The following is a 21667-nucleotide window of genomic DNA, read 5'->3' as shown; positions in this document are numbered from 1 at the left end:
GTCATGGCCCAAGCCGCAGCCGTGGCGAAACCGCCCGCGCCACACCGGCGGCGCCGTGCCTCCGCCACGCCCCGCAGGCTCCCGTACCTGCTGATCGCGCCGGCGGCCCTGCTGATGCTGGGCTTCATCGCCTACCCGGTGATCAGCGTCTTCTACTACAGCCTGCAGAACTACAACCCCACCAAACCGTGGCGCAACGGCTTCGCGGGCTTCGACAACTTCGTCCACGCCTTCACCGACGACCCGCAGTTCTGGGACACGCTGACCTTCAGCGCCAAGTGGGTCGTCGTCGAGGTCGGGCTGCAACTGCTGTTCGGACTCGCGCTGGCACTCATCGTCAACCAGACCTTCGTGGGACGGTCGCTGGGCCGCGCCCTCGTCTTCTCCCCGTGGGCCGTCTCCGGCGTGCTGACCTCGGTGATCTGGGTGCTGATCTACAACTCCCAGACCGGCATCACCCGTTACCTCGCGGACATGGGCATCGGCTCCTACGGCACCAGCTGGCTGTCGGACACCTCCACCGTCTTCCCGGCGGCGATCGTCGCCGACCTGTGGCGCGGCGTCCCCTTCTTCGCGATCCTCATCCTCGCCGACCTCCAGTCCGTGTCGAAGGACCTGTACGAGGCCGCCGAGGTCGACGGGGCCGGCCGCCTCAAGCAGTTCTGGCACATCACCCTGCCCCATCTGAAGGACGCCATCGTGTTGTCCACGCTGCTGCGCGCGGTGTGGGAGTTCAACAACGTCGACCTGCTCTACACGCTCACCGGCGGCGGCCCGGCGGGGGAGACCACCACCCTCCCGCTCTACATCGCCAACACCTCCGTCGACGCCCACAACTTCGGCTACGCGTCCGCCCTCACCACGGTCGCGTTCGTGATCCTGCTCTTCTGCTCCATGGTCTATCTGCGGCTCAGCAAGTTCGGAGGTGAAGGCAAGTGATCACCAAGGAGGCCACAGCACCCGCACCCGCGCCCGCGCCCGTGACCCCCGCCGCCGACCAGCGGCCGCGAAAGAAGCACCGCGCCTGGGACGAGGCCCCCCGCTGGCAGATCTACGTCCCCCTGTCGATCTACCTGCTCTTCACCCTCATCCCCTTCTACTGGATCCTGCTCTTCGCGCTCCGCCCGGCCGGCTCGACCTCGCTCGTGCCCTGGCCGATGACCTTCGAGCACTTCGAGAAGGTCTGGAACGACCGGGACTTCGGCGTCTACTTCCAGAACAGCGTGCTCACCGGTGTGGCGACCCTGCTGCTCACCACCCTTGTCGCGCTGACCGGCGGTTACGCTCTCGCCCGCTTCGACTTCAAGATCAAGCGCGGTTTCATGCTGGCGCTGCTGTGCACCCAGTTCGTGCCCGGCGCGCTGCTCCTGGTGCCGCTGTTCCAGATCTTCGCCGAGCTGAAGATGATCAACTCGCTCGCGAGCGTCATCATCGCCGAGACCGTCTTCCAGCTGCCGCTGTCGATGATCCTGATCAGCGGCTTCATCCGGAACGTGCCGTACTCCCTGGAGGAGGCCGCCTGGGTCGACGGCTGCAACCGGCTCACCGCGTTCCGTATCGTCGTCCTGCCCCTCCTGCGCCCCGGGCTGATCGCCGTCGGCTCCTTCGCCTTCGTGCACGCCTGGAACCACTTCCTGTTCGCCCTGATGTTCCTGTCCGACCAGAGCAAGCAGACCATCCCGGTCGGCCTCAACACCCTGATGAGCGCGGACAGCGTCGACCTGGGCGCGCTGGCCGCGGGCGGCATCATCGCCGCCGTACCCGTGGTGATCGTGTTCGCCTTCATCCAGAAGTGGCTGATCACCGGCTTCAGCGCGGGGGCGGTGAAGGGATGAGGAGACTCCGTCGGATCACCGTGGCGACCGCCGTGCTGGGGGTCCTCTGCGTCCCCGCGCACGCCGAGGCCCGGGACATCAGCCGCGACACCCTCCCGGCCGACGACGGCTGGGCGGCGTACGGCAGCGGCACCACCGGGGGAGCGGCGGCCGACGACGCGCACGTCCACACGGTCACCAGCCGCGCCGAACTGGTCCGCGCGCTCGACAACGGCAGCGACACCCCGAAGATCATCAAGATCGCCGGGACGATCGACGCCGGCACCGACGACGACGGCCGGCACCTGGACTGCGCCGACTACGCCACCGACGGCTACGCCCTGAAGAAGTACCTCGCCGCCTACGACCCCCGCACCTGGGGTTCCGCCAAGCCGAGCGGTCCCCAGGAGGAGGCCCGCCAGGCGTCGGCGGCCAGGCAGGCCGAGCGGGTCGTGCTGTCCGTCGGCTCCCACACCACGATCGTCGGTCTGGGCAGGGGAGCCGTCCTGAAGGGCGCCAGTCTCCAGGTCAGGAACGCGGACAACGTCATCCTGCGCAACCTCGACCTGCGCGACGCCTACGACTGCTTCCCCGTCTGGCAGCCCAACTCCGGCGGCCTCGGCGACTGGAAGACGGCGTACGACACCATCTGGCTGAGCGGCGCCACCCATGTCTGGGTCGACCACATCACCGCGAGCGACCAGGGCCACCCCGACGCGAAGGAACCCACCTACTTCGCCCGCAACTACCTCCGCCACGACGGCCTGCTCGACATCACCAACGCCTCCGACCTCGTCACCGTCTCCTGGAGCCGGTTCGCCGGCCACGACAAGGCGATGCTGATCGGCAGCGGCGACACGGCGACGGGCGACCGGGGCAGGCTCCGGGTCACCCTGCACCACAACCAGTTCGAGTCCGTCGTCCAGCGCGCGCCGCGCGTCCGCTTCGGACAGGTGCACGTGTACGACAACCGGTACGTCGTCCCCGACGAGGGGGAGTACCGGTACTCGCTCGGCGTGTCGACCGAGTCCGCCATCTACGCCGAGAACAACGTCTTCCACACCCCCGGACACGTCGAGGTCGCCGACCTGGTCAAGAGCTGGAACGGCACCGCCCTGCACCAGAGCGGCACCCTGTTCAACGGCTATCCGGTGGACCTCCTGGCGATCTACAACGCCTACAACTCCGGCAGCGAGCGGGATCTCACGGCGGACGTCGGCTGGACGCCTACCCTGCACGGAAAGATCGACAGCGCCGAGGTGGCCGACCGAGAGGTGGCACGCGGCGCGGGCGCAGGGAGGATCCCATGAGCACCACCGAGCCGCAGCACACGACCGAGCCGCAGCGCACGACCAAACCCCTGAGCACGACCGAGCCGCAGCGCACCGCCGAGCCGCAGCGCACCACCGAGCCCCTGAGCGCACCGGTCCCGATCGTGCTCGCGGGCGCGCGCGGCCACGGCCACTGGCACCTGGACAACATCCGCCGGCTCCAGGACAAGGGGATCGTCCGGCTGGCGGGGATCTGCGAGCTGACCCCGCTGACCCCCGACGAGATCCCCGAGGGGCTCGGCGCACCCGAGCAGTCCGCCGACTTCGGCGCGCTCCTCGACTCCACCGGCGCCCGGATCGCGGTGATCTGCACTCCGATCCCGACCCACACCGACCTGGCGCTGACGGCGGCCCGGCGGGGCGTGCACCTCCTCCTGGAGAAGCCGCCCGCCCCCTCCTACGCGGAGTTCCGCCGGATGGCCGACGGAGTCGCCGAGACGGGCGTGGTCTGCCAGATCGGCTTCCAGTCGCTGGGTTCGCACGCCGTACCCGCGATCCGTGAGCTGATCTCCGACGGGGTGATCGGCGAGATCACCGGGTTCGGCGGCGCCGGGGCCTGGGCGCGTCCGCAGTCGTACTACCGGCGCGCGCCCTGGGCGGGCAAACGGCGGCTGAACGGCGTCGACGTCGTCGACGGCGCCCTCACCAACCCGCTCGCGCATGCCGTGGCCACCGCACTCGCCCTCGCCGGGACCCGCGCCGAGGACGTCACCCGCATCGAGACCGAACTCGCGCACGCCAACGCCATCGAGTCCGACGACACCTCCTGCGTCCGGATCAGCACCGCCGACGGCCGCCCGATCGTGGTCGCCGTGACCCTGTGCGCCGAGGACCCCGACGAGCCGTACGTCGTCGCGCACGGCGGGCGCGGCCGGATCACCTACTGGTACAAGCAGGACCGCGTCCTGCTCCAGCGCGCCGGCCACGGCCCCGAGGAGTACGAGTACGGCCGCACCGACCTGCTGGAGAACCTCGTCGACCACCTCACCGACGGCACCGAACTGCTCGTACCGCCCGCCGCGACGGAGGCCTTCATGCGGGTCGTCGAGGCGATCCGCACCGCGCCCGATCCGGTGCAACTGCCCGATGACGCCTGGCGGTTGCTGCCCGGCGAGGACCGCAGGACGGTCCCCGGCATCGACGGGCTCGTGGCGGCGGCCGCCGACAACCTCGCCCTCTACTCCGAACTGGGCGCCCCCTGGGCGTCCACGACCGCGCATCCGAAAGAGGTGAGCACGTGATGGCAGCACAAGCACCCGACGCGCCGCTCGTCCTGCGGGTCGCCGGCCGCCCTGTCGGCCGCTACGTCACCCGGCCCGAGCTGCCCGCCCGGCTCTCCCCGCGCCCCTATCTGCACCCCGTCACCACCCTGGCCGGCACGGCGGTCACCGAACTGACCCCGGCCGACCACACCCACCACCTCGGCGTCGGTGTAGCCGTTCCCGACGTCGGGGGGCACAACTTCTGGGGCGGTCGCACCTACGTCCGCGACCAGGGCCCGACCGAGCTCGACAACCACGGCACCCAGCGCCACGGCTCCTTCCAACTCCGCGACCCCGACGGCTTCGTGGCGGAACTGCGCTGGGTCGCCTCGGGAACGGAGCTGCTGCGCGAGCGCCGTACCGTCGCGGCCACCGAACTCACCGACACCGCCTGGGCGTTGGACTTCACCTTCTCCCTCACCAACGTCACCGCCACCCCGCTGTCCATCGGCAGCCCGGCGACGAACGGACGCCCCGGCGCGGCCTACGGCGGCTTCTTCTGGCGGGCGCGCAAGGAGGCCTCGGCCCCCGAGGTCTTCACCGCGGACACCGAGGGCGAGGCCGAGACACACGGCCGGTGCGCCGACTGGCTCGCCCTGGCCGGCGTCGGCTGGACCCTCGTCTTCGCGGGCGCCACCGACGCGACCCGCCGCGACCCCTGGTTCGTCCGCACCGCCGAGTACCCCGGCGTCGGCTCCTCCCTCGCCTCCGCCGCACGGCTGCCGATCCCGCCCGGCGAGACCGCCGTACGCCGGGTCGTCACCGTCGTCGCGGACGGCCGCCTGGCCCGCGACGAGGCGACCGCGCTGGTCAGAAAGGCGGTCAGCCAGTGACCTACCGCAATCCGGTGCTCAACGCCGACTGGTCCGACCCGGACGTCGTGCGCGTCGGCGACGACTTCTACCTCACCGCCTCCAGCTTCGGCCGCGCCCCCGGCCTGCCCCTGCTGCACTCCCGCGACCTGGTCAACTGGACCCTCGTCGGCCACGCCCTCGAACGCCTGGAACCGGCGGCCGACTTCAGGGCGCCCCGGCACGACTGCGGCGTCTGGGCCCCGTCGTTGAGGTTCCACGACGACCGCTTCTGGATCTTCTGGGGCGATCCCGACCAGGGCATCTTCCAGGTCAACGCCCCCGAGATCAGGGGCCCCTGGACCCGCCCGCACCTGGTGAAGGAGGGCAAGGGGCTCATCGACCCGTGCCCGCTGTGGGACGACGAGACCGGCGAGGCCTATCTGGTCCACGCGTGGGCCAAGTCCCGCGCGGGCGTCAAGAACCGGCTCACCGGCCACCGTATGCGCCCTGACGGGACGTCACTTCTCGACGAGGGCAAGGTGATCGTCGACGCGGACCGCATCCCCGGCTGGTTCACCCTGGAAGGACCCAAGCTCTACCGGCACGACGGCTGGTTCTGGATCCTCGCACCCGCCGGGGGAGTGGAGACCGGCTGGCAAGGCGCCTTACGCGCCCGGGAGTTCTTCGGCCCGTACGAGGAACGGATCGTCCTGGAGCAGAAGGACACCGACGTCAACGGCCCCCACCAGGGCGGCTGGGTGCGCACCCCGTCCGGCGAGGACTGGTTCCTGCACTTCCAGCAGCGCGGCGCCTACGGCCGGGTGGTCCACCTCCAGCCCATGCGCTGGGGAGCGGACGGCTGGCCGGTCGTCGGTGACGAGGGCGCCCCCGTCCTCGAACACCGGAGCCCCGACCTGCCCGTACAGCCGCCCGCCGCGCCCGCCACCGACGACGACTTCCCCGGCGGACGCTTCGGCCGGCAGTGGCAGTGGGCCGCCAACCCCCAGGACGGCTGGGCCACCCACCACTCCGGCGACGGCCTGCGACTGTCCTGCGTACGCACGGCACACGCGCACGACCTGCGGAAACTGCCTCATGTCCTTACCCAGCGGCTCCCGGGGGTCCCCTCCGCCGTGGAGGTGGGGCTGACCCTGCACGGCGAGGAACCGGGCGCACGGGCCGGACTGGCCGTCCTCGGGGACGCGTTCGGCTGGATCGGCCTGGAGCGGGCCGCCGACGGCACCGTCCACCTCGTGCACCGCTTCGCCGAGCAGGTCGCCGAGCGGGAACGGGACGCCGACCGGCCACGCCTCGCCCCCGACGGGCGGGTCCATCTGCGCATCGAGATCGGCGCGGGAGCGCGCTGCCGTTTCGCCTACGACCTCGGCGACGGCCCGCACCACTCCGGCCCCGTCTTCGCCGCCGCCCCCTGGCGCTGGGTCGGCGCCCTGCTCGGCCTGTTCGCCCTCGCCCCCGCGGGACCGGGGCACGCCGGGGCGGCCTCGTTCACGGGATTCCGCATCCGGCCGCTGTAACGCCCGTCCCTCGTAAGCCCGTTGTATGCCTGTTGGGAGCCGCAATGTCGCACTTCCCTAGCAAGCGCTTGCCGAGACCAGGGATGGTCTGGGCCGCCGTGGCCGGACTGGTCGCGGCCCTGTGCCTCGGGGCCACCGGTGAGGCGAGGGCGAGCACCTCGGCGTCCGTCACCGCCGACCGCTGGACCGACCGCGCCCACGGTTTCGCCTCCCTCGCCGGGGGCACCACCGGGGGCGCCGGCGGCAAGGTCGTCACCGTCACCGACCAGGCGTCACTGGCGAGGTACGCGGCGGCCGAGGAGCCGTACGTCATCCGGGTCAGGGGCTCGGTCGCCGTGGAGCCGTTCGGGTCGGACATCGTCGTCGGCTCCGACAAGACGATCATCGGGGTCGGCGACACCGGCGAGATCGTCCACGGCGAGCTGCATCTCGACCCCGGCACCCACAACGTGATCATCCGCAACCTGACGATCCGGGACTCGTACGTCGAGGGCGACTGGGACGGCAAGACCACCGACTTCGACGCGATCCAGATGGACACCGCCGACCACGTCTGGATCGATCACAACCGCTTCACACACATGGGCGACGGACTGCTCGACATCCGCAAGGACAGCCAGTACGTCACCGTCTCCTACAACCAGTTCAGCAACCACAACAAGGCCTTCGGTATCGGCTGGACGACCAACGTCCAGACCCAGATCACCATCGACCACAACTGGTTCACGGGCACCAAGCAGCGCAACCCGTCCGCCGACAACTGCGCCTACGCGCACCTCTACAACAACTACGTCTCGGCCCAGGTGACCGACGGGGACCCGGTGTGGACGTACGGGAACTGGTCGCGGGGCCATACGAAGATGGTCATCGAGAACGGCTACTACGACGGGGTCCAGCACCCCTACCAGGCCGACTCCACCGCCGAGTTGGTGCAGCGCGGTTCGATCCTGCGGAACACGGGCGGGCGGACCGACACCTGGGGCGCCGCCTTCGATCCCCGGGCGTTCTACGACTACCGGCTGGACCCGGCCGCCGCTGTCCCCGCGCTGGTCGGGCGTTTCTCAGGACCGCAGAAACGGATCGGCGTGACCTTGCGGGTCCCGGCCGACCACCCGACCGTGCAGGCGGCCGTGGACGCCGTGCCCGACGGCAACGCCGAGCCCGTGACCATCGCCGTCGCACCGGGGACGTACCGCGAGAAGGTCCTCGTCCCGGCGACCAAGCCGAACATCGTCCTCCAGGGCACCGGACGCGACCGCTCCGACACCGTCATCGTCTACGACACCCCCGCGGAGTACGGGGGTTCGACGGGGAGCGCGACGGTTCGGATCGCCGCGAACGACGTCACCGCCCGCCATCTCACCTTCAGCAACGACTTCGACGAGTCCGCGGTCGAGCTGAACGGCGAGCAGGCGCTGGCGATGAAGACGACCGGCGACCGGATCGTCTTCGACGACACCGCCTTCCTCGGCAACCAGGACACGCTGATGACCGACAGCCCCAGGCTGACCGCCGTCAGCCGTGTCTACCTTCGCGACTCCTACATCGAGGGCGACGTCGACTTCGTCTACGGGCGGGCCACGACGGTGATCGAGCGGTCGGTGATCCGGCTGCTGAGCCGCGGTTCCACCACCAACAACGGTTACCTGACGGCCGCTTCGACCTGGACCGGCAACCCGTACGGGTTTCTGATCACCCACTCGAAGGTCGTCAGCGACGCGCCCGAGCAGTCCTTCCATCTCGGCCGGCCCTGGCACCCGGGTGGGGAGCCGGCGGCGGTCGCGCAGGTGCTGATCCGGGACACCGAGCTGCCGGCGGCGGTCAAGTCCGCGCCGTGGACCGACATGAGCGGGTTCTCCTGGCGGGACGCGCGCTTCGCCGAGTACCGCAACCACGGGCCGGGTGCGGTGACCTCGGCGGACCGGCCGCAGCTGAGCGACGCCGACGCGAGGACGTACAGCGTCGCCACCTATCTCGAGGGCGCCGACGGCTGGGCCCCTCAGGCCCGCCACTGACTCCCCACAGCTTCACAGCCTCACTGCTCCACAACTCCGCATGTCTCCGCTGGATCCGGAAGAAGAGAGCCGACCACATGAAGAGCAGCAACCACAGAAGCAGGCGCGCCGCCCTGGCCGTCGCCCTGGGCTCCGTGCTCGCGCTGACCGCCACCGCCTGCGGCGACGACGGCAGCGGCAGCGCGGGAGACAAGGGAGGCGAGGGTTCCGGCAAGGGTGAGATCACCTTCTGGGACAACAACGGCGGTGTCCGCACCGACATCTGGAAGGAGATCATCGCCGACTTCGAGAAGGCGAACCCGGACATCAAGGTCAAGTACGTCGGGATCCCCGCCGCGAGCGCCCAGTCCAAGTACGACACCGCGATCCAGGGCGGCGGTCTGCCCGACGTCGGCGGGGTGGGCACCGCGATGCTCGCCGAGGTCGCGGTGCAGGGCGCGCTGGAGCCGCTGGACAGCCGCCTGGAGAAGAGCGACCTCAAGGGCAAGCTGAGCCAGAACCTCGTGGACAGCAGCCGGGCGGCGGGCGGCGGCGAGGAGCTGTACCAGATCCCGACCTCGTCCAACAACGGCACGCTCTGGTACCGCACCGACCTGTTCGAGCAGGCCGGCCTGGACGCGCCGACCACCTGGACGAAGTTCTACGAGGCCGCCGACAAGCTCACCGACAAGGACAAGAACGAGTTCGGCTTCACCATCCGCGGCGGCGAGGGCTCCATCGCGCCGGCGCTCGACGCGGCGTACAGCCAGACCGGCATCGACACCTTCTGGAACGGCGAGAAGACCACCGTCAACGATCCGAAGATCGTCGCGGCGCTGGAGAAGTACGTCTCCCTGTACAAGAAGGACACCCCGTCCGCCGACGTCAACAACGACTTCACCAAGATGGTCGCCCAGTGGGACAGCGGCACCATCGGCATGCTGAGCCACAACCTCGGCTCCTACCAGGACCACTTGAAGGCGCTGGGCGCGGGCAAGTTCCGGGGCATCCCGAGCCCGACCCAGGACGACGGCACCCGGGTCCAGGTCTCCAACCCGGTCGACGGGCTGAGCGTCTTCAAGCCCAGCAAGAACAAGGCGGCGGCCTGGAAGTTCGTCGAGTTCGCCGTCTCGCACGCGGAGAACTCCAAGTACAACGAGTCCGCGGGGCAGATCCCGGCCAACACCGAGGCCGCGCAGGACGCGTGGATCCAGAAGGCCGAGCCGACGAAGCTGGCCGCCGAGGCGCTGAACGGGGCCAACACCAAGATCGTGCAGTTCCCTTACTACCTGCCCGACTGGAACACCATTTCCAAGGCCGACAACGAGCCGAACTACCAGAAGGTGCTGCTCGGGAAGATGAGTGCGAAGGACTTTCTGGACACGTTGGCCGACCAGCTGAACGCGGCTCAGGCCGACTGGAAGAAGAACAACGGATAGCTCGGGTGGTCGTGGTTGCGGGGCGACTGCGGGCCGGTCGTGGCTGGTCGCGCAGTTCCCCGCGCCCCTAAAAGACAAAAACTTCGAGAGGTGCACGTTCGTGTCCCTTACCCGTAGGCAGGTCACCTCGGCGGCGTTGGCCGCCGTACCGCTCGCCCTGGCCGTGTCCGGCACCGCCGAAGCCCACGGCCGGCCCCGCACCCTCTACATCGCCGGTGATTCCACCGCCGCCCAGAAGTACTCCGATGCCGCACCCGAGACCGGGTGGGGTATGGCGCTTCCCTTCTTTCTGAAAGCCGAGCGGCCCGTCGCCAATCACGCGCTGAACGGGCGGAGTTCGAAGAGTTTCGTCGACGAGGGTCGGCTGGACGCGATCCTCGCGGCGATCCGGCCCGGGGACTTCCTGCTCGTCCAGTTCGCGCACAACGACGAGAAGGCCGCCGACCCCACGCGCTACACCGAGCCCTGGACGACGTACCAGGACTACCTGCGGCTGTACATCTCCGGCGCCCGGGCGAAGGGGGCACGGCCCGTGCTCGCCACGCCCGTGGAGCGGCGGCGGTTCGACGCCGAGGGCGACGCGCTGCCGACGCACGGGGAGTACCCGGCCGCCATGCGGGCGCTCGCCGAGGAGGAGCGGGTGGCGCTGCTCGACATCCAGGCGCTGTCGCTCGCGCTGTGGCAGCGGCTGGGGGTCGAGGAGACGAAGACCTACTTCAACTGGACCGACACCGAGCAGGACAACACGCACTTCAATCCGCCGGGCGCGATCGCCGTGGCGCGGCTTGTCGTGCGGGAGCTGCTGCGGACGCGGGTGCTCGGACCGCGTGACGCCGTCCGGCTGCACGACGAGATCCCCACGTCCTGGATCACCTGGCCCGATCCGCTGTCGTAACGCCCGCAACAAAGAGGAGACCCGCACAGTGCGTACACGGAGATGTCATGGACGCGTCATTGCTGCTCTGGCGGGGTGCACAGCGCTGGCGCTGTCCGTCACCGGCACCGCTTCCGCCCAGTCCGCCTCCCGCGACCTCGGCCGGCAGGTCCTGGCCGCCGGCGACGGCTGGGGCTCGTACGGGACCGGGACGACGGGCGGATCCGCCGCCGACGCCGCGCACGTCCACACCGTCACCACCTGGGCCGCTTTCAAGGCCGCCCTCGCCGCCGGAGGCTCCGCGCCGAAGATCATCAAGGTGAAGGGTGTCATCGACGCCGTCGCCGAGGGCTGCGACGCCTTCGCCGCGACCGGTTACGACTTCGACGACTACCTCGCCAGGTACTCGCCGGAGACCTGGGGCCTGGACACCGACCTCAGCGCCGAGCCCGACGACAGTCCGGAGGGGCTGCGGCGCGCCTCCGCCGCCGCGCAGGACCAGGCGATCAAGGCGAACATCCCGTCCAACACCACCATCGTGGGCGTGGGGCGAAACGCCGGGTTCAAGGGCGTCAGCCTGCAGATCAAGGCCGTCGACAATGTCATCATCCGGAACCTCGCCTTCGAGTCGCCCCTCGACTGCTTCCCGCAGTGGGACCCGACCGACGGCGCCACCGGAAACTGGAACTCCGAGTACGACACCGCCGTCGTCTACGGCTCCACGCACGTGTGGCTGGACCACAACACCTTCACCGACGGCTCCCACCCGGACAGCGCCGCCCCGACCCACTTCGGGATGCTCTACCAGCAGCACGACGGCGAACTGGACGTCGTCCGGGGCGCCGACTACGTCACCGCCTCCTGGAACGTCTTCACCGACCACGACAAGACGATCCTCGTCGGCAACAGCGACAGCGAGTCGACGGCCGTCGGCGACCGCGGCCATCTGAAGGTGACGTTCCATCACAACCTGTTCTCGAACCTCGTCGAACGCGCGCCCCGCGTCCGCTTCGGACAGGTCGACTCCTACAACAACCACTTCATCGCCAACAGCGACTACGCCTACAGCTTCGGCATCGGCAAGGAGTCCCAACTCGTCGCCGAGCACAACGCGTTCACGCTGCCCGAGGGGGTCAGCGCGGCCAAGGCGCTCAAGCGGTGGAACGTCTCGCCGCTGACGGCCGACGACAACTACGTCAACGGCGTGAAGACCGACCTGATCGCCGTCCACAACGCCGAGATCCCCGCCGAGACCCTGGAGTCCGGCGCGGGCTGGACGCCCACCCTGCGCACCGGGGTCGACCCCGCCCGCTCCGTCCCCCGGATCGTCGACTGCGGGGCGGGCGCGGGACGCCTGGGCTGAACCGTCCCTACGACGGCCGGGTCGGTGACGTCCACCGCCGCCCCGGCCGCCCTCCTCAGCAGAGCCGCACCGCGAAGGAGCACCCGCATGCATCCCCTTTCCAGAAGGCGGTTCCTCGCCGTGACCGCGGGAACCGCCGCCGCCCTCGCCGCCCCGACCGCGCACGCGGCCACCGGCCGCCGCCGGCCCTTCGGCCGCTTCGGCTCCCCGGCCGCCCGCCGCACCCCGCGGACCCGGTACGTCGACCCGCTCGGCCGGGGCGACTTCACCACCGTCCGCGACGCCGTGGCCGCCACCACCGGCAGCGGCTGGACCCTCGTCCTCGCACCCGGCGTCTACCGGGAGACCGTCGTCCTGGACGCCACCCGCACCGGGGCCACCTGGCTCGGCGCGTCCGAGAACGCCCGGGACGTCGTCATCGTCTACGACAACGCGGCCGGCACCCCCAAGCCCGGCGGCGGGACCTACGGCACCACCGGCTCGGCCACCACCACCGTGCAGGCCGACGGCTTCACCGCCCGCTGGATCACCTTCGCCAACGACTGGCTGCGCGCCGACCACCCCGACATCACCGGCACCCAGGCCGTCGCCATCAAGGTCCAGGGCGACCGCTCCGCCTTCCACCACTGCCGTTTCCTCGGTCACCAGGACACCCTGTACGCCGACTCCATCGCCCTGGCCGCCTTCGCCCGGCAGTACTACGCGCACTGCTACGCCGAGGGAGACGTCGACTTCGTCTTCGGCCGTGGCACCGCCGTCTACGAGCGCTGCCACTTCCGCACCCTGAACCGCACCGACCTGGCCGGGGCGCCCTACGGCTTCGTCCTCGCCCCCTCCACGGCGGGCGCCAACCCGCTCGGCTACCTGGTCACCCGGAGCCGGATCAGCGGTGAAGCACCCGCCGCCTCCTACAAGTTGGCCCGCCCCTGGGTGCCCAGCTCCGACACCACCGCCCGCCCGAGCCTCACCGTCCGCGACACCCACCTCGGACCCGGTATCGACGCGGTCGCGCCCTACACCAACATGTCGGCCTCCTTCCCCTGGCAGGACCAGCGGTTCGCCGAGTACCGCAACACCGGCCCCGGAGCGGAGATCACCGTCCTGGAGAACCGGCCCCAACTCACCGACGAGCAGGCCGAGTCCGCGACCCGGGCCGCCTACCTCGGCGACTGGGAACCATGGAAGGGGGAGTGCTGAGATGCGCCGCCGTACCCTCCTCGCCGGTCTGACCGGCGCCGCCCTGACCGCCGCGACCCCGGCTCACGCACACTCCCGCCGCGTCCTGCACGTCCGCCCCGGCGACTCCGTCCAGGCGGCCGTGGACGCGGTCACGGCCCCCGGCTGGACGATCGTCGTGCACCCGGGAACGTATCGAGAGGTCGTCAACGTGCCCGCGAACAAGGGCGAGTTGACCCTGCGCGGAGCGAGTCGCGACCCGCGCGCCGCCGTCATCGTCCACGACAACGCGAACGGGACGCCCAGGCCGGACGGTTCGGGGACCTACGGCACCGCGGGCTCCGCCACCTTCACCTCAGCCGCCCCCGGACTGACCGTCCTCGACCTCACGCTCGCCAACGACTGGCTGCGCGCCGACCATCCCGACATCACCGGCACCCAGGCCGTCGCCGCTTATGTCACGGGCGACCGCAGCCACTTCGAGAACGTCCGCCTCCTCGCCCACCAGGACACCCTGTTCGCGGACACCACCGCGCTCGACGCCTTCGACCGGCAGTACTACCGCCACTGTCACATCGAAGGAGACGTCGACTTCGTCTTCGGGCGGGCCCGGGCCGTGTTCGACTCCTGCCGCTTCCACACCCTCCAGCGGGACGTGACCTTCACCCCCAAGGGCATGGTCTTCGCGCCCTCCACCGCCCGCGCCAACCCCTACGGCTTCCTCGCCCTGTGCGGCCGGATCACCTCCGGCGCCGAGGACGCGGCGTACAAGATCGCCCGCCCCTGGGTGCCGACGTACGAGACGACCGCCTGGCCCTCACTGGTCGTGCGCGACACCTGGATCGGCCCCGGGATCGACGCCGCCACCCCCTACATCAACATGCGCGACGCCTACCCCTGGCAGACCATGCGCTTCCGCGAGTACGCCAACTCCGGTCCCGGCGCCGTGGTTTCGGTGCCGGAGAACCGCCCCCGACTGACGGCCGAGGAGGCGGCCACACACACCCGAAGGACCTATCTCGGGGACTGGAGTCCCTATGACGGTCGTCGTCCCTGACCCCCTCCGGCTGAAAGCCGGTCTCACCTTCCCCCTCGCCTGGAGGAACTCCCCGATCCGGGACTTCGACGCCTGGCGCCGGGCCGCCCGCGCCAAGGTGGAGGAGTCGCTGATCGTCGGGCGACAGGACGGCACCCCGTACGCGCCCGAGTTCGGTGAGCGCTGTCAACAGGACGGCTACGGCGCCCAGTTGGTGACCCTCTCCCTCACCCGTCACGAACGTGTCCGCGCCGTGCTCCTCACCCCGGACGGGCCCGGACCCTTCCCTGCGGTCCTCCTCCTGCACGACCACGGCGGGAGGTTCGACATCGGCAAGGAGAAACTGGTCCGGCCCTGGTACGACGACGACCGGCTCGCCTCCGCGCGGGCCTGGGCGGCGGAGCACTTCGACGGGCGGTTCGTGGGCGACGAACTGGCCGGGCGGGGATACGCCGTGCTGTGCGCGGACGCCCCCGGCTGGGGCGACCGCGGCCCGCTCACCTACGACGACCAGCAGGCCCTCGCCGCGGTCCACTACCAGCTCGGTTCCTCACTCGCCGGACTCATGGCCCGCGAGGACGTCCGGGCCGCCGGCTTCCTCGCCGGGCTCGACCGGGTGGACGCGCGCCGGGTCGCGGCCGTCGGCTTCTCCATGGGCGCCCTGCGCGCCTGGCAGACCGCCGCGCTCTGCGACGACCTCGCCGCCGCGGCCGCCGTCTGCTGGATGACGGGCCTGCGGGAAACGCTGGTGCCCGGCAACAACCTGCTGCGCGGCCAGTCCGCGTACTACCTGCTCCACCCGGGGCTGCCCCGGTACCTCGACTTCCCCGACGTGGCGAGCATCGCCGCACCCAGGCCGATGCTGTTCTTCGCCGGCGGGCTCGATCCGCTCTTCCCCGCCGACGGCGTCCGCGCCGCCCACGAGAAGCTGCGCGCCGTCTGGCGCTCCCGCCACGCCGAGGAGCGGTTGCACGTGAAGACCTGGCCGGACCTCGGCCATGTCTTCGCCGACCGCATGCAGGACGAGGTCCTCACATGGCTCGACTCCGTCCTGCGAACCACCCCTTCCTGAACCATCCCCGTCCGCACGAGAAAGGACCGCACTCCATGTCTCGTCTGTCCCGTCTGTCTCGTCGCACCGCTCTCGGCGCCCTCGCCGCCCTCACCCTGGGCGCCGGGCTCGCCGTCGTCCTGCCCACCCAGGCACAGGCCGCGACCGTGGTCGTCAGCAACTCCACCGACCTCTCCAACGCCCTCAAGAACGCCACCGCCGGCACCGTCATCCAGGTCCGCGCCGGGACCTACTACCCCACCGCCACCCTCCAGTCCACGGCCAACGGCACCTCCTCCGCGCCGATCACCCTCACGGCGTACGGCTCGGAGACGGTGAAGATCGACGGCTCGTCCCTCCCCGACGGCGACTGGATCTTCAAGCTCACCGCCGACTACTGGAACGTCTCCAACCTCACCTTCCAGAACTCCCCGGACAGCGCGGTCGTCTGCCAGTCCTGCACCGGAACGGTCTGGAACAACATCAAGACCATCAACGGCGGCGACTCCGGCTTCACCCTCACCGGGGACGGGACCGTCAACAACACGGTCAGGAACATCGACGCGTACGGCAACTACGACGCCGCGAACCACGGCGAGAACGCCGACGGAGTGGCCGTGAAGTTCGGCTCCGGCACCGGCAACCTCATCACCGGCGCCCGCCTCTACAACAACTCGGACGACGGGATCGACTTCTGGTCCTTCTCCTCGCCCGTCACCGTCGAGCACACGTGGGCCTTCGGCAACGGCGTCAACCGCTGGTCGGACTCGGCGTTCGCGGGCGACGGAAACGGCTACAAGCTGGGCGGCGACGGCGAGGTCGTCGCGCACGTCGTCAACAACTCGGCCGCCTGGGGCAATGCCGGAAACGGTTTCACCGAGAACTCCAACACCGGCGCGATCGTCATCAACCGCACCACCGCGTACGCCAACAGCAAGTGGGGCTACTACTTCGCCACCGGCTCCGCGAGGCTCGGCAAGAACCTCGCCGTGAGCAACGGCGGCGGCTCGGTCAGCAAGGGCTCCTCGGTCACCTCGGCCGGCAACAACTGGGACAGCGGAATCGGCACCCCGGCCTTCCGGTCCACGGACGCCTCGACGACGTACAACGCCCGCAGCTCCAGCGGCACCCTGCCCACGACCACCTTCCTGACGACCGGGTCGACGACCATCGGCGCGACGATGGACTGACCTGGCGTCACCCGCCCCAGGGCGCTTGACCCGTTTTTTGCCCGGCACGCGGTCTCGATCGGGCAACGGGTCTCGCGCCCGACGGGGTGACGCGCGTAGAACACCTGTCATGCATAAGCCACTGCGTATCGCGGCGATCGCTGCCGCCTGTGCCGTCGCCGCCGGTGCCCTGTACGGCGCGGGTGCGGCCACGGCCGGTCAGTCCACGGCCAACTCCACCCACGAGCCCTACAACATCGGGCTCCTGGTGAAGGACATCGACACCTACTACGGCACCACGGCGGACGCCAATGGCGTCTACCAGGCGTCGCCGACCAGCCCGTACGCCAAGGATCTGGCGCGTATCGACGCCGACGCCAAGAAGTACATCGACAAGGCGGCCCGCAAGAGCCTCCGCCACCACGCGAAGCCCGCCGTCGTCTTCGACATCGACGACACGCTGCTGCTCAGCCTCGACTACGAGAAGCGCTACAACTACACCTACAACTCGGCTACTTGGGCGGCGTACGTCAACAAGGCGGACCGCCCGGGTGTCTTCGGCAGCGCCGAACTCGTCCGGTACGCCGAGCAGAAGGGCGTCGAGGTCTTCTACAACTCCGGCCTGAGCGAGGCCCAGCGCACCGCCGCGGTCGAGAACCTGAAGAAGATCGGCGCCGATGTGAACCTCGACGCCGGCCACATGTTCCTCAAGGACACGGCCAACCCGCCGTCGTACCTGAGCGGTTGCGCCACGCCGGGGGCCTGGACCTGCACCACCGTGCAGTACAAGGGCGGCACCCGCAAGCACATCGAGAAGGACCTCGGGTACGACATCGTCGCCAACTTCGGCGACCAGTACTCGGACCTGGACGGCGGCTACGCCGACCGCACGTACAAGCTGCCGAACCCCACGTACTTCGTCAGCTGACGTCTCGTACGGGTTCGATCGACTCAAGGGTCGGCACCACCGGCTCGATGCTTCCGTCGGCGGCGAACCACAGCCGGTCGACGGTCGTCTCCCGGTGGGTGCCGTCACCGACCGGCCGCCCGGGGCCGTTCAGGGCGAACCGGTGGTAGACGACGTACCACTCGTCCGTGCCGGGCACGTTCACCACGGAGTGGTGGCCGGTGGCGAGGATGCCGTACTCGGGACGCTTGGACAGGATCGTCCCCCGCTCGGTCCACGGACCCAGCGGGGACGATCCCGTCGCGTACGCCACGTGGTAGTTCTCGCTGCGGGTGTCGTCCTCGGACCACATGAAGTAGTACGTGCCGCCCCGCTTCACGACGAAGGACCCCTCACGGAAGTCGCCCGGGGTGATGTCCTTCACCCGCGCGGGGTCGAAGGACACCATGTCGTCGTTGAGCGGGACGACGTACGCGTGACCGTTGCCCCAGTAGAGGTACGCCTGTCCGTCGTCGTCCGTGAAGACCGCCGGGTCGATCATCTGACCGCTCCAGGCGCCGCCCTTGGCGACGAGCGGCCTGCCGAGCGCGTCCTCGAAGGGGCCGGCGGGGGAGCCGGCGACCGCGACCCCGATCTGCTGCTCGGCGCAGAAGTAGAAGTAGTACCTGCCGTCGCGCTCGGCCACGGCGGGCGCCCAGGCGTATGCGTCCGCCCAGCTGATGTCGGTACCCAGGTCGAGCACGACCCCGTGGTCGGTCCAGTGGACCAGGTCCCGGGAGGAGTACGCCTTGAAGCGCGTCCCGCTCCAGCCCTGGAAGCCGTCCGTCGTCGGGTGGATCCAGAACTCGCCGTCCAGGTAGTGCACTTCGGGGTCGGCGGTGAGACCGGGCAGGACCGGGCCACGGGTGGGGACGGCCTCGACCGTCCAGGTGCGGCGGGTGCCGTCGGCCGCCGTGACCGTGTAGGTCCGCGGCTCGCGGAAGTCCCGGCGCGTGCCCGAGGGCGGGGTGACGCTCGCGCCCTCGCTCACCCGCAACTCGGGTGCGAGGCCGCGCAGTTCGACGCCCGGTTCCATCGGCAGGACCACCTTGGCCGAGGCCTCGGTGACGACCGCGTACCCCTTCTGCCCCGGCGCCGTCGCGTCCACGACCGACGCGGAGGGGTGGGCGGTGTCTGCGGGCTGTGTCATGGGCGCTGCTCCGGGGACGTGAGGGGTGCCTTCGGAGTGCCAAGTTTCGATCTTCTTCGCCGGGTACGGCAACCGTTTCCGGCCACGGCGGCCACTGGTGTGCGAACCGACCCTCCTCGAAAGGAAAGCCCGTGCGTTTGAGCACCGGACGCCACCGCCGTACCCGCACGCTCTCGATCGCCGCCGCCGTGGTGGTCGCCTCGGGAGCGGGCGGTGTCTACCTCGGCCTGTCGAACGGCGGTGCGGAGGCCGCCTCCTCGACGGTCACCGTCTCCACCACCGCCCAGCTGGAGTCGGCCGTGAAGAACGCGGTCGCCGGCACGGTCATCCAGGTCCGCGCGGGCACCTACTACCCGACCGCCACCCTCAAGTCCACGGCCAGTGGCACCGGTTCGGCCCGCATCACGCTCCAGGCGTACGGCGGCGAGAAGGTGAAGATCGACGGTTCCAGGCTCGCGGCCGGCTCCTGGCTCGCCGGGATCTACGGCAGCCACTGGACCGTCCAGAACCTCACCTTCCAGAACTCCCCGGCACAGGGCTTCGTCGTCACCTCGTCGACCGGCGGGATCTTCAGGAACCTCGTCACCGCGAACAACGGCGACTCCGGTTTCACCCTGCGCGGCGACAACACCGTCGGCAACCTCGTGCAGAACCTGGACAGTTACGGCAACTACGACGCCGCAGGACACGGCCAGAACGCCGACGGCATCGCCGTCAAGTTCGGCTCGGGCGCGGGGAACCGGATCACCGGGGCGCGTCTGTTCAACAACTCGGACGACGGCCTCGACCTCTGGCAGTTCTCCACACCGGTCACCGTCGAGCACAGCTGGGCCTTCGGCAACGGCAGGAACCGGTGGGGGGATCCGGCGTTCGATGGCAACGGCAACGGGTTCAAGCTGGGCGGCGGTGGCGTCGCCGTCGCGCATGTCGTCAACGGCAACGCGGCCTGGGACAACACCCTCAACGGCTTCACCGAGAACTCCAACACCGGAGCCGTCGTCCTGAACCGCAACACGGCCTACTCCAACGCCCAGACCGGCTTCTACTTCGCCACCGGCAGGGCCCGCCTCGCCCGCAACCTCGCCGTGAGCGACAGGGGCGGCCAGGACAAGCTCGGCCGCTCGACCGTGTCCGCGGCGAACAGCTGGGACAGCGGCGTCGGCACGCCCGCCTTCGTCTCGACCGACGCGACGACGGCGTACGCCACCCGCGCCGCGGACGGCTCCCTGCCGGCGACGACGTTCCTGACCACGGGCTCGACGACCATCGGCGCGACGATGAAGTAGGTCGGCCGACCGCTACGAATCGCCGTCATCGTCATCGTGGGAGGCGAAGTCGCCTCCCACCGAGCTCTGTTGTCCCGCGGACTTGGCGGTGATCGCGTATGTGTCGTCCTTGGCGTTCCGTCCGCCGCGGTCGTGGTCGTACTGTCCGGCGAAGACCCACTCGCCCTTGGCGACCGTGCGGCCGTCCTTGAGGACCCAGGTGTAGACGAGGAAGCCGTCCTGCTCGGCGACCGTGAAGGTGAAGTCGTCCTCGGGCGGGGAGCGCCAGGCGCCCGCCGTGGACACCCCGCCGGTCTGCGCGATCTTCAGCTGCACGGTGAGCGAGGTGAGCGCCTGGGACGTCTTCAGCGTCACATTGCTCTGCGCCCAGAAGTCGTTGCTGTGCGGGTCGACCGAGCCGTCCGACCACAGCGGGCCGTCCTCGTTGTCGTCGTTCGCGGGCAGCAGGCCGACGGCGGGGGCGCTGGGGCTGGACTTCGCGGTGGGTGCGGGGGTCGTGCTCGGCTTCACCGGTGCCTTCGAACCGCCGCCGGAGCTCGGGGACGGGTCGGGGGAGGACGGCGGGCGGCTCGTCGCCTCGGGGGACTCCACGGGCGGCGAGGAGACGGCGACCGTCTGCTGAGCCGGGGTGTCGTCCTTGACCGCGGAGGCCACCGCGTAGCCGCCGAGCGCGAGCATGCTCGCGACCGCCGCTGTGGCGCCCACGATCCGCGCCCAGCCCCACACCATCGGACGGGTCGCCCGGTGGGCGCGCCGGTCCGGTTCCTGGCTCGCCATACCGCGCTCGATCCGGGCCAGCATGTGCTCCCGGTTCGGCTCGTGCGCCTCGGCCGCCTCGTGCAGCCGGGCGCGCAGCTCGTCGTGCACGTCCCGCCGCATCGTCATCGGTTCCTTCCCGGAGTCTCGCCGGTGCGGGCCATCGCATGCACCTTGAGCGGGGCTCCCTGTGCGCCGAGCAGCTTCTGCAACTCGGCCATTCCCTTGGAGGTCTGGCTCTTCACCGTACCGACCGAGATCCCCAGGGCGAGCGCGGTGTCCTTCTCGGACAGGTCGAAGGCGTGCCGGAGCACCACACAGGCCCGCTTGCGGAAGGGGAGTCTACGCAGTGCCGACTGGACGTCCACGACACCGGCGACGTCGGGGTTCTCCGTCTTCTCCTCGCGCTGTGACCAGAACAGGGCGATCCTGCGGCGCTCGCGGACGGCGCTGCGGATCCGGGTGCGGGCCAGATTGGCGACGACGCCACGGGCGTACGCCACCGGATGGTCGGCCGCGCGCACCCGGTCCCAGCGGTTCCACAGGGCGAGCAGGGCGTCCGCCGCGAGATCGTCGGCGGCGTCGGCCTCGCCGGTCAGCAGATGGGCCAGCCGGGACAGTTCGGCGTAGTGGCGGTCGAAGAAGGTGTGAAACTCCACGGAGGCGTCGTCGTCCACGACTGTGCCCACGG

Annotated in this window: 18 protein-coding genes and 1 pseudogene; 16 read left to right on the top strand and 3 right to left on the bottom strand. The window is 70.2% G+C overall.

Translation table 11 applies throughout. The annotated features are described in order from the left end of the window. Positions 1–3: 3 nt before the first annotated feature. The 15 genes from ACFPIH_RS20500 (at position 4) to ACFPIH_RS20430 (ending at position 17766) form a co-directional block, all read left to right on the top strand. Positions 4–939, top strand: coding sequence for a carbohydrate ABC transporter permease (locus tag ACFPIH_RS20500; RefSeq protein WP_381173471.1), 936 nt, complete (start codon positions 4–6; stop codon positions 937–939). Further along, on the top strand, positions 936–1835 hold the full coding sequence (locus ACFPIH_RS20495; RefSeq protein ID WP_381173473.1) for a carbohydrate ABC transporter permease: 900 nt from the start codon (positions 936–938) through the stop codon (positions 1833–1835). Before ACFPIH_RS20500 ends, ACFPIH_RS20495 begins: the two co-directional genes overlap by 4 nt. Beyond that, positions 1832–3124 carry a pectate lyase family protein gene (locus ACFPIH_RS20490; protein WP_381173475.1) on the top strand — a complete coding sequence of 431 codons (1293 nt, stop codon included), beginning with the start codon at positions 1832–1834 and terminating at the stop codon, positions 3122–3124. Before ACFPIH_RS20495 ends, ACFPIH_RS20490 begins: the two co-directional genes overlap by 4 nt. Beyond that, the gene (locus ACFPIH_RS20485; protein WP_381173478.1) at positions 3121–4386 is read left to right on the top strand and encodes a Gfo/Idh/MocA family protein; all 1266 of its coding nucleotides are present in this window, start codon (positions 3121–3123) and stop codon (positions 4384–4386) included. The genes ACFPIH_RS20490 and ACFPIH_RS20485 overlap by 4 nt, the downstream gene beginning before the upstream one ends. After that, positions 4386–5240 carry a DUF6807 domain-containing protein gene (locus ACFPIH_RS20480; RefSeq protein ID WP_381173481.1) on the top strand — a complete coding sequence of 285 codons (855 nt, stop codon included), beginning with the start codon at positions 4386–4388 and terminating at the stop codon, positions 5238–5240. The genes ACFPIH_RS20485 and ACFPIH_RS20480 overlap by 1 nt, the downstream gene beginning before the upstream one ends. Then, a complete protein-coding gene (locus ACFPIH_RS20475) occupies positions 5237–6736 on the top strand; it encodes a glycoside hydrolase family 43 protein (protein ID WP_381173484.1) in 1500 nt (499 codons plus the stop codon). The genes ACFPIH_RS20480 and ACFPIH_RS20475 overlap by 4 nt, the downstream gene beginning before the upstream one ends. Before the next feature lie 44 nt (positions 6737–6780). Next, a complete protein-coding gene (locus tag ACFPIH_RS20470; RefSeq protein ID WP_381173486.1) occupies positions 6781–8751 on the top strand; it encodes a pectinesterase family protein in 1971 nt (656 codons plus the stop codon). A 77-nt stretch (positions 8752–8828) separates the two neighbouring features. Further along, entirely contained in the window at positions 8829–10169 is a 1341-nt protein-coding gene (locus ACFPIH_RS20465) for an ABC transporter substrate-binding protein (protein WP_381173488.1), read from the top strand. Positions 10170–10269: 100 nt separating this feature from the next. Continuing rightward, entirely contained in the window at positions 10270–11064 is a 795-nt protein-coding gene (locus ACFPIH_RS20460; protein WP_381173491.1) for a rhamnogalacturonan acetylesterase, read from the top strand. Between the two features lie 28 nt (positions 11065–11092). Next, the gene (locus ACFPIH_RS20455; RefSeq protein WP_381173493.1) at positions 11093–12406 is read left to right on the top strand and encodes a pectate lyase family protein; all 1314 of its coding nucleotides are present in this window, start codon (positions 11093–11095) and stop codon (positions 12404–12406) included. A gap of 87 nt (positions 12407–12493) precedes the next feature. Next, entirely contained in the window at positions 12494–13603 is a 1110-nt protein-coding gene (locus tag ACFPIH_RS20450) for a pectinesterase family protein (protein WP_381173495.1), read from the top strand. Position 13604: 1 nt separating this feature from the next. Beyond that, on the top strand, positions 13605–14639 hold the full coding sequence (locus ACFPIH_RS20445) for a pectinesterase family protein (protein WP_381173497.1): 1035 nt from the start codon (positions 13605–13607) through the stop codon (positions 14637–14639). Next, positions 14620–15690 carry a dienelactone hydrolase family protein gene (locus ACFPIH_RS20440; protein WP_381173499.1) on the top strand — a complete coding sequence of 357 codons (1071 nt, stop codon included), beginning with the start codon at positions 14620–14622 and terminating at the stop codon, positions 15688–15690. Before ACFPIH_RS20445 ends, ACFPIH_RS20440 begins: the two co-directional genes overlap by 20 nt. Positions 15691–15743: 53 nt before the next feature. Then, positions 15744–16859: a right-handed parallel beta-helix repeat-containing protein gene (locus ACFPIH_RS20435; RefSeq protein ID WP_381173897.1), complete on the top strand. Its 1116-nt coding sequence runs from the start codon at positions 15744–15746 to the stop codon at positions 16857–16859. A gap of 109 nt (positions 16860–16968) precedes the next feature. Then, positions 16969–17766 (top strand): HAD family acid phosphatase, encoded by a 798-nt coding sequence (locus ACFPIH_RS20430; protein ID WP_381173502.1) that lies wholly within the window; start codon positions 16969–16971, stop codon positions 17764–17766. On the opposite strand, the pseudogene ACFPIH_RS20425 reads toward ACFPIH_RS20430, so the two are convergent. Further along, positions 17759–18901, bottom strand: a pseudogene (locus ACFPIH_RS20425) (family 43 glycosylhydrolase); the annotation flags it as partial. The gene ACFPIH_RS20430 and the pseudogene ACFPIH_RS20425 sit on opposite strands and share 8 nt — an antisense overlap. A gap of 164 nt (positions 18902–19065) precedes the next feature. On the opposite strand from ACFPIH_RS20425, the gene ACFPIH_RS20420 reads away from it, so the two are divergent. Beyond that, positions 19066–20220 carry a right-handed parallel beta-helix repeat-containing protein gene (locus tag ACFPIH_RS20420; protein WP_381173505.1) on the top strand — a complete coding sequence of 385 codons (1155 nt, stop codon included), beginning with the start codon at positions 19066–19068 and terminating at the stop codon, positions 20218–20220. 12 nt (positions 20221–20232) lie between these two features. Here ACFPIH_RS20420 and ACFPIH_RS20415 read toward each other — a convergent pair whose 3' ends face one another. Both ACFPIH_RS20415 and ACFPIH_RS20410 read right to left on the bottom strand, forming a co-directional pair. Beyond that, complete coding sequence (locus ACFPIH_RS20415) at positions 20233–21105, bottom strand: hypothetical protein (RefSeq protein ID WP_381173507.1); 873 nt, start codon at positions 21103–21105, stop codon at positions 20233–20235. Then, on the bottom strand, positions 21102–21665 hold the full coding sequence (locus tag ACFPIH_RS20410; protein WP_381173509.1) for a SigE family RNA polymerase sigma factor: 564 nt from the start codon (positions 21663–21665) through the stop codon (positions 21102–21104). Before ACFPIH_RS20410 ends, ACFPIH_RS20415 begins: the two co-directional genes overlap by 4 nt. Between the last annotated feature and the right edge of the window lie 2 nt (positions 21666–21667).

The organism is Streptomyces vulcanius (assembly GCF_042653945.1).
GTDB lineage: Bacteria > Actinomycetota > Actinomycetes > Streptomycetales > Streptomycetaceae > Streptomyces > Streptomyces mangrovi.
This window is presented reverse-complemented; position numbering and strand designations above follow the sequence as displayed.

Excerpts from the sequence above, each read along its gene's own strand:
- ACFPIH_RS20500 (WP_381173471.1), top strand. The coding sequence starts at position 4 with ATGGCCCAAGCCGCAGCCGTGGCGAAACCGCCCGCGCCACACCGGCGG.
- ACFPIH_RS20490 (WP_381173475.1), top strand. The coding sequence starts at position 1,832 with ATGAGGAGACTCCGTCGGATCACCGTGGCGACCGCCGTGCTGGGGGTC.
- ACFPIH_RS20485 (WP_381173478.1), top strand. The coding sequence starts at position 3,121 with ATGAGCACCACCGAGCCGCAGCACACGACCGAGCCGCAGCGCACGACC.
- ACFPIH_RS20480 (WP_381173481.1), top strand. The coding sequence starts at position 4,386 with ATGGCAGCACAAGCACCCGACGCGCCGCTCGTCCTGCGGGTCGCCGGC.
- ACFPIH_RS20470 (WP_381173486.1), top strand. The coding sequence starts at position 6,781 with ATGTCGCACTTCCCTAGCAAGCGCTTGCCGAGACCAGGGATGGTCTGG.
- ACFPIH_RS20465 (WP_381173488.1), top strand. The coding sequence starts at position 8,829 with ATGAAGAGCAGCAACCACAGAAGCAGGCGCGCCGCCCTGGCCGTCGCC.
- ACFPIH_RS20450 (WP_381173495.1), top strand. The coding sequence starts at position 12,494 with ATGCATCCCCTTTCCAGAAGGCGGTTCCTCGCCGTGACCGCGGGAACC.
- ACFPIH_RS20445 (WP_381173497.1), top strand. The coding sequence starts at position 13,605 with ATGCGCCGCCGTACCCTCCTCGCCGGTCTGACCGGCGCCGCCCTGACC.
- ACFPIH_RS20440 (WP_381173499.1), top strand. The coding sequence starts at position 14,620 with ATGACGGTCGTCGTCCCTGACCCCCTCCGGCTGAAAGCCGGTCTCACC.
- ACFPIH_RS20430 (WP_381173502.1), top strand. The coding sequence starts at position 16,969 with ATGCATAAGCCACTGCGTATCGCGGCGATCGCTGCCGCCTGTGCCGTC.
- ACFPIH_RS20415 (WP_381173507.1), bottom strand. The coding sequence starts at position 21,105 with ATGACGATGCGGCGGGACGTGCACGACGAGCTGCGCGCCCGGCTGCAC.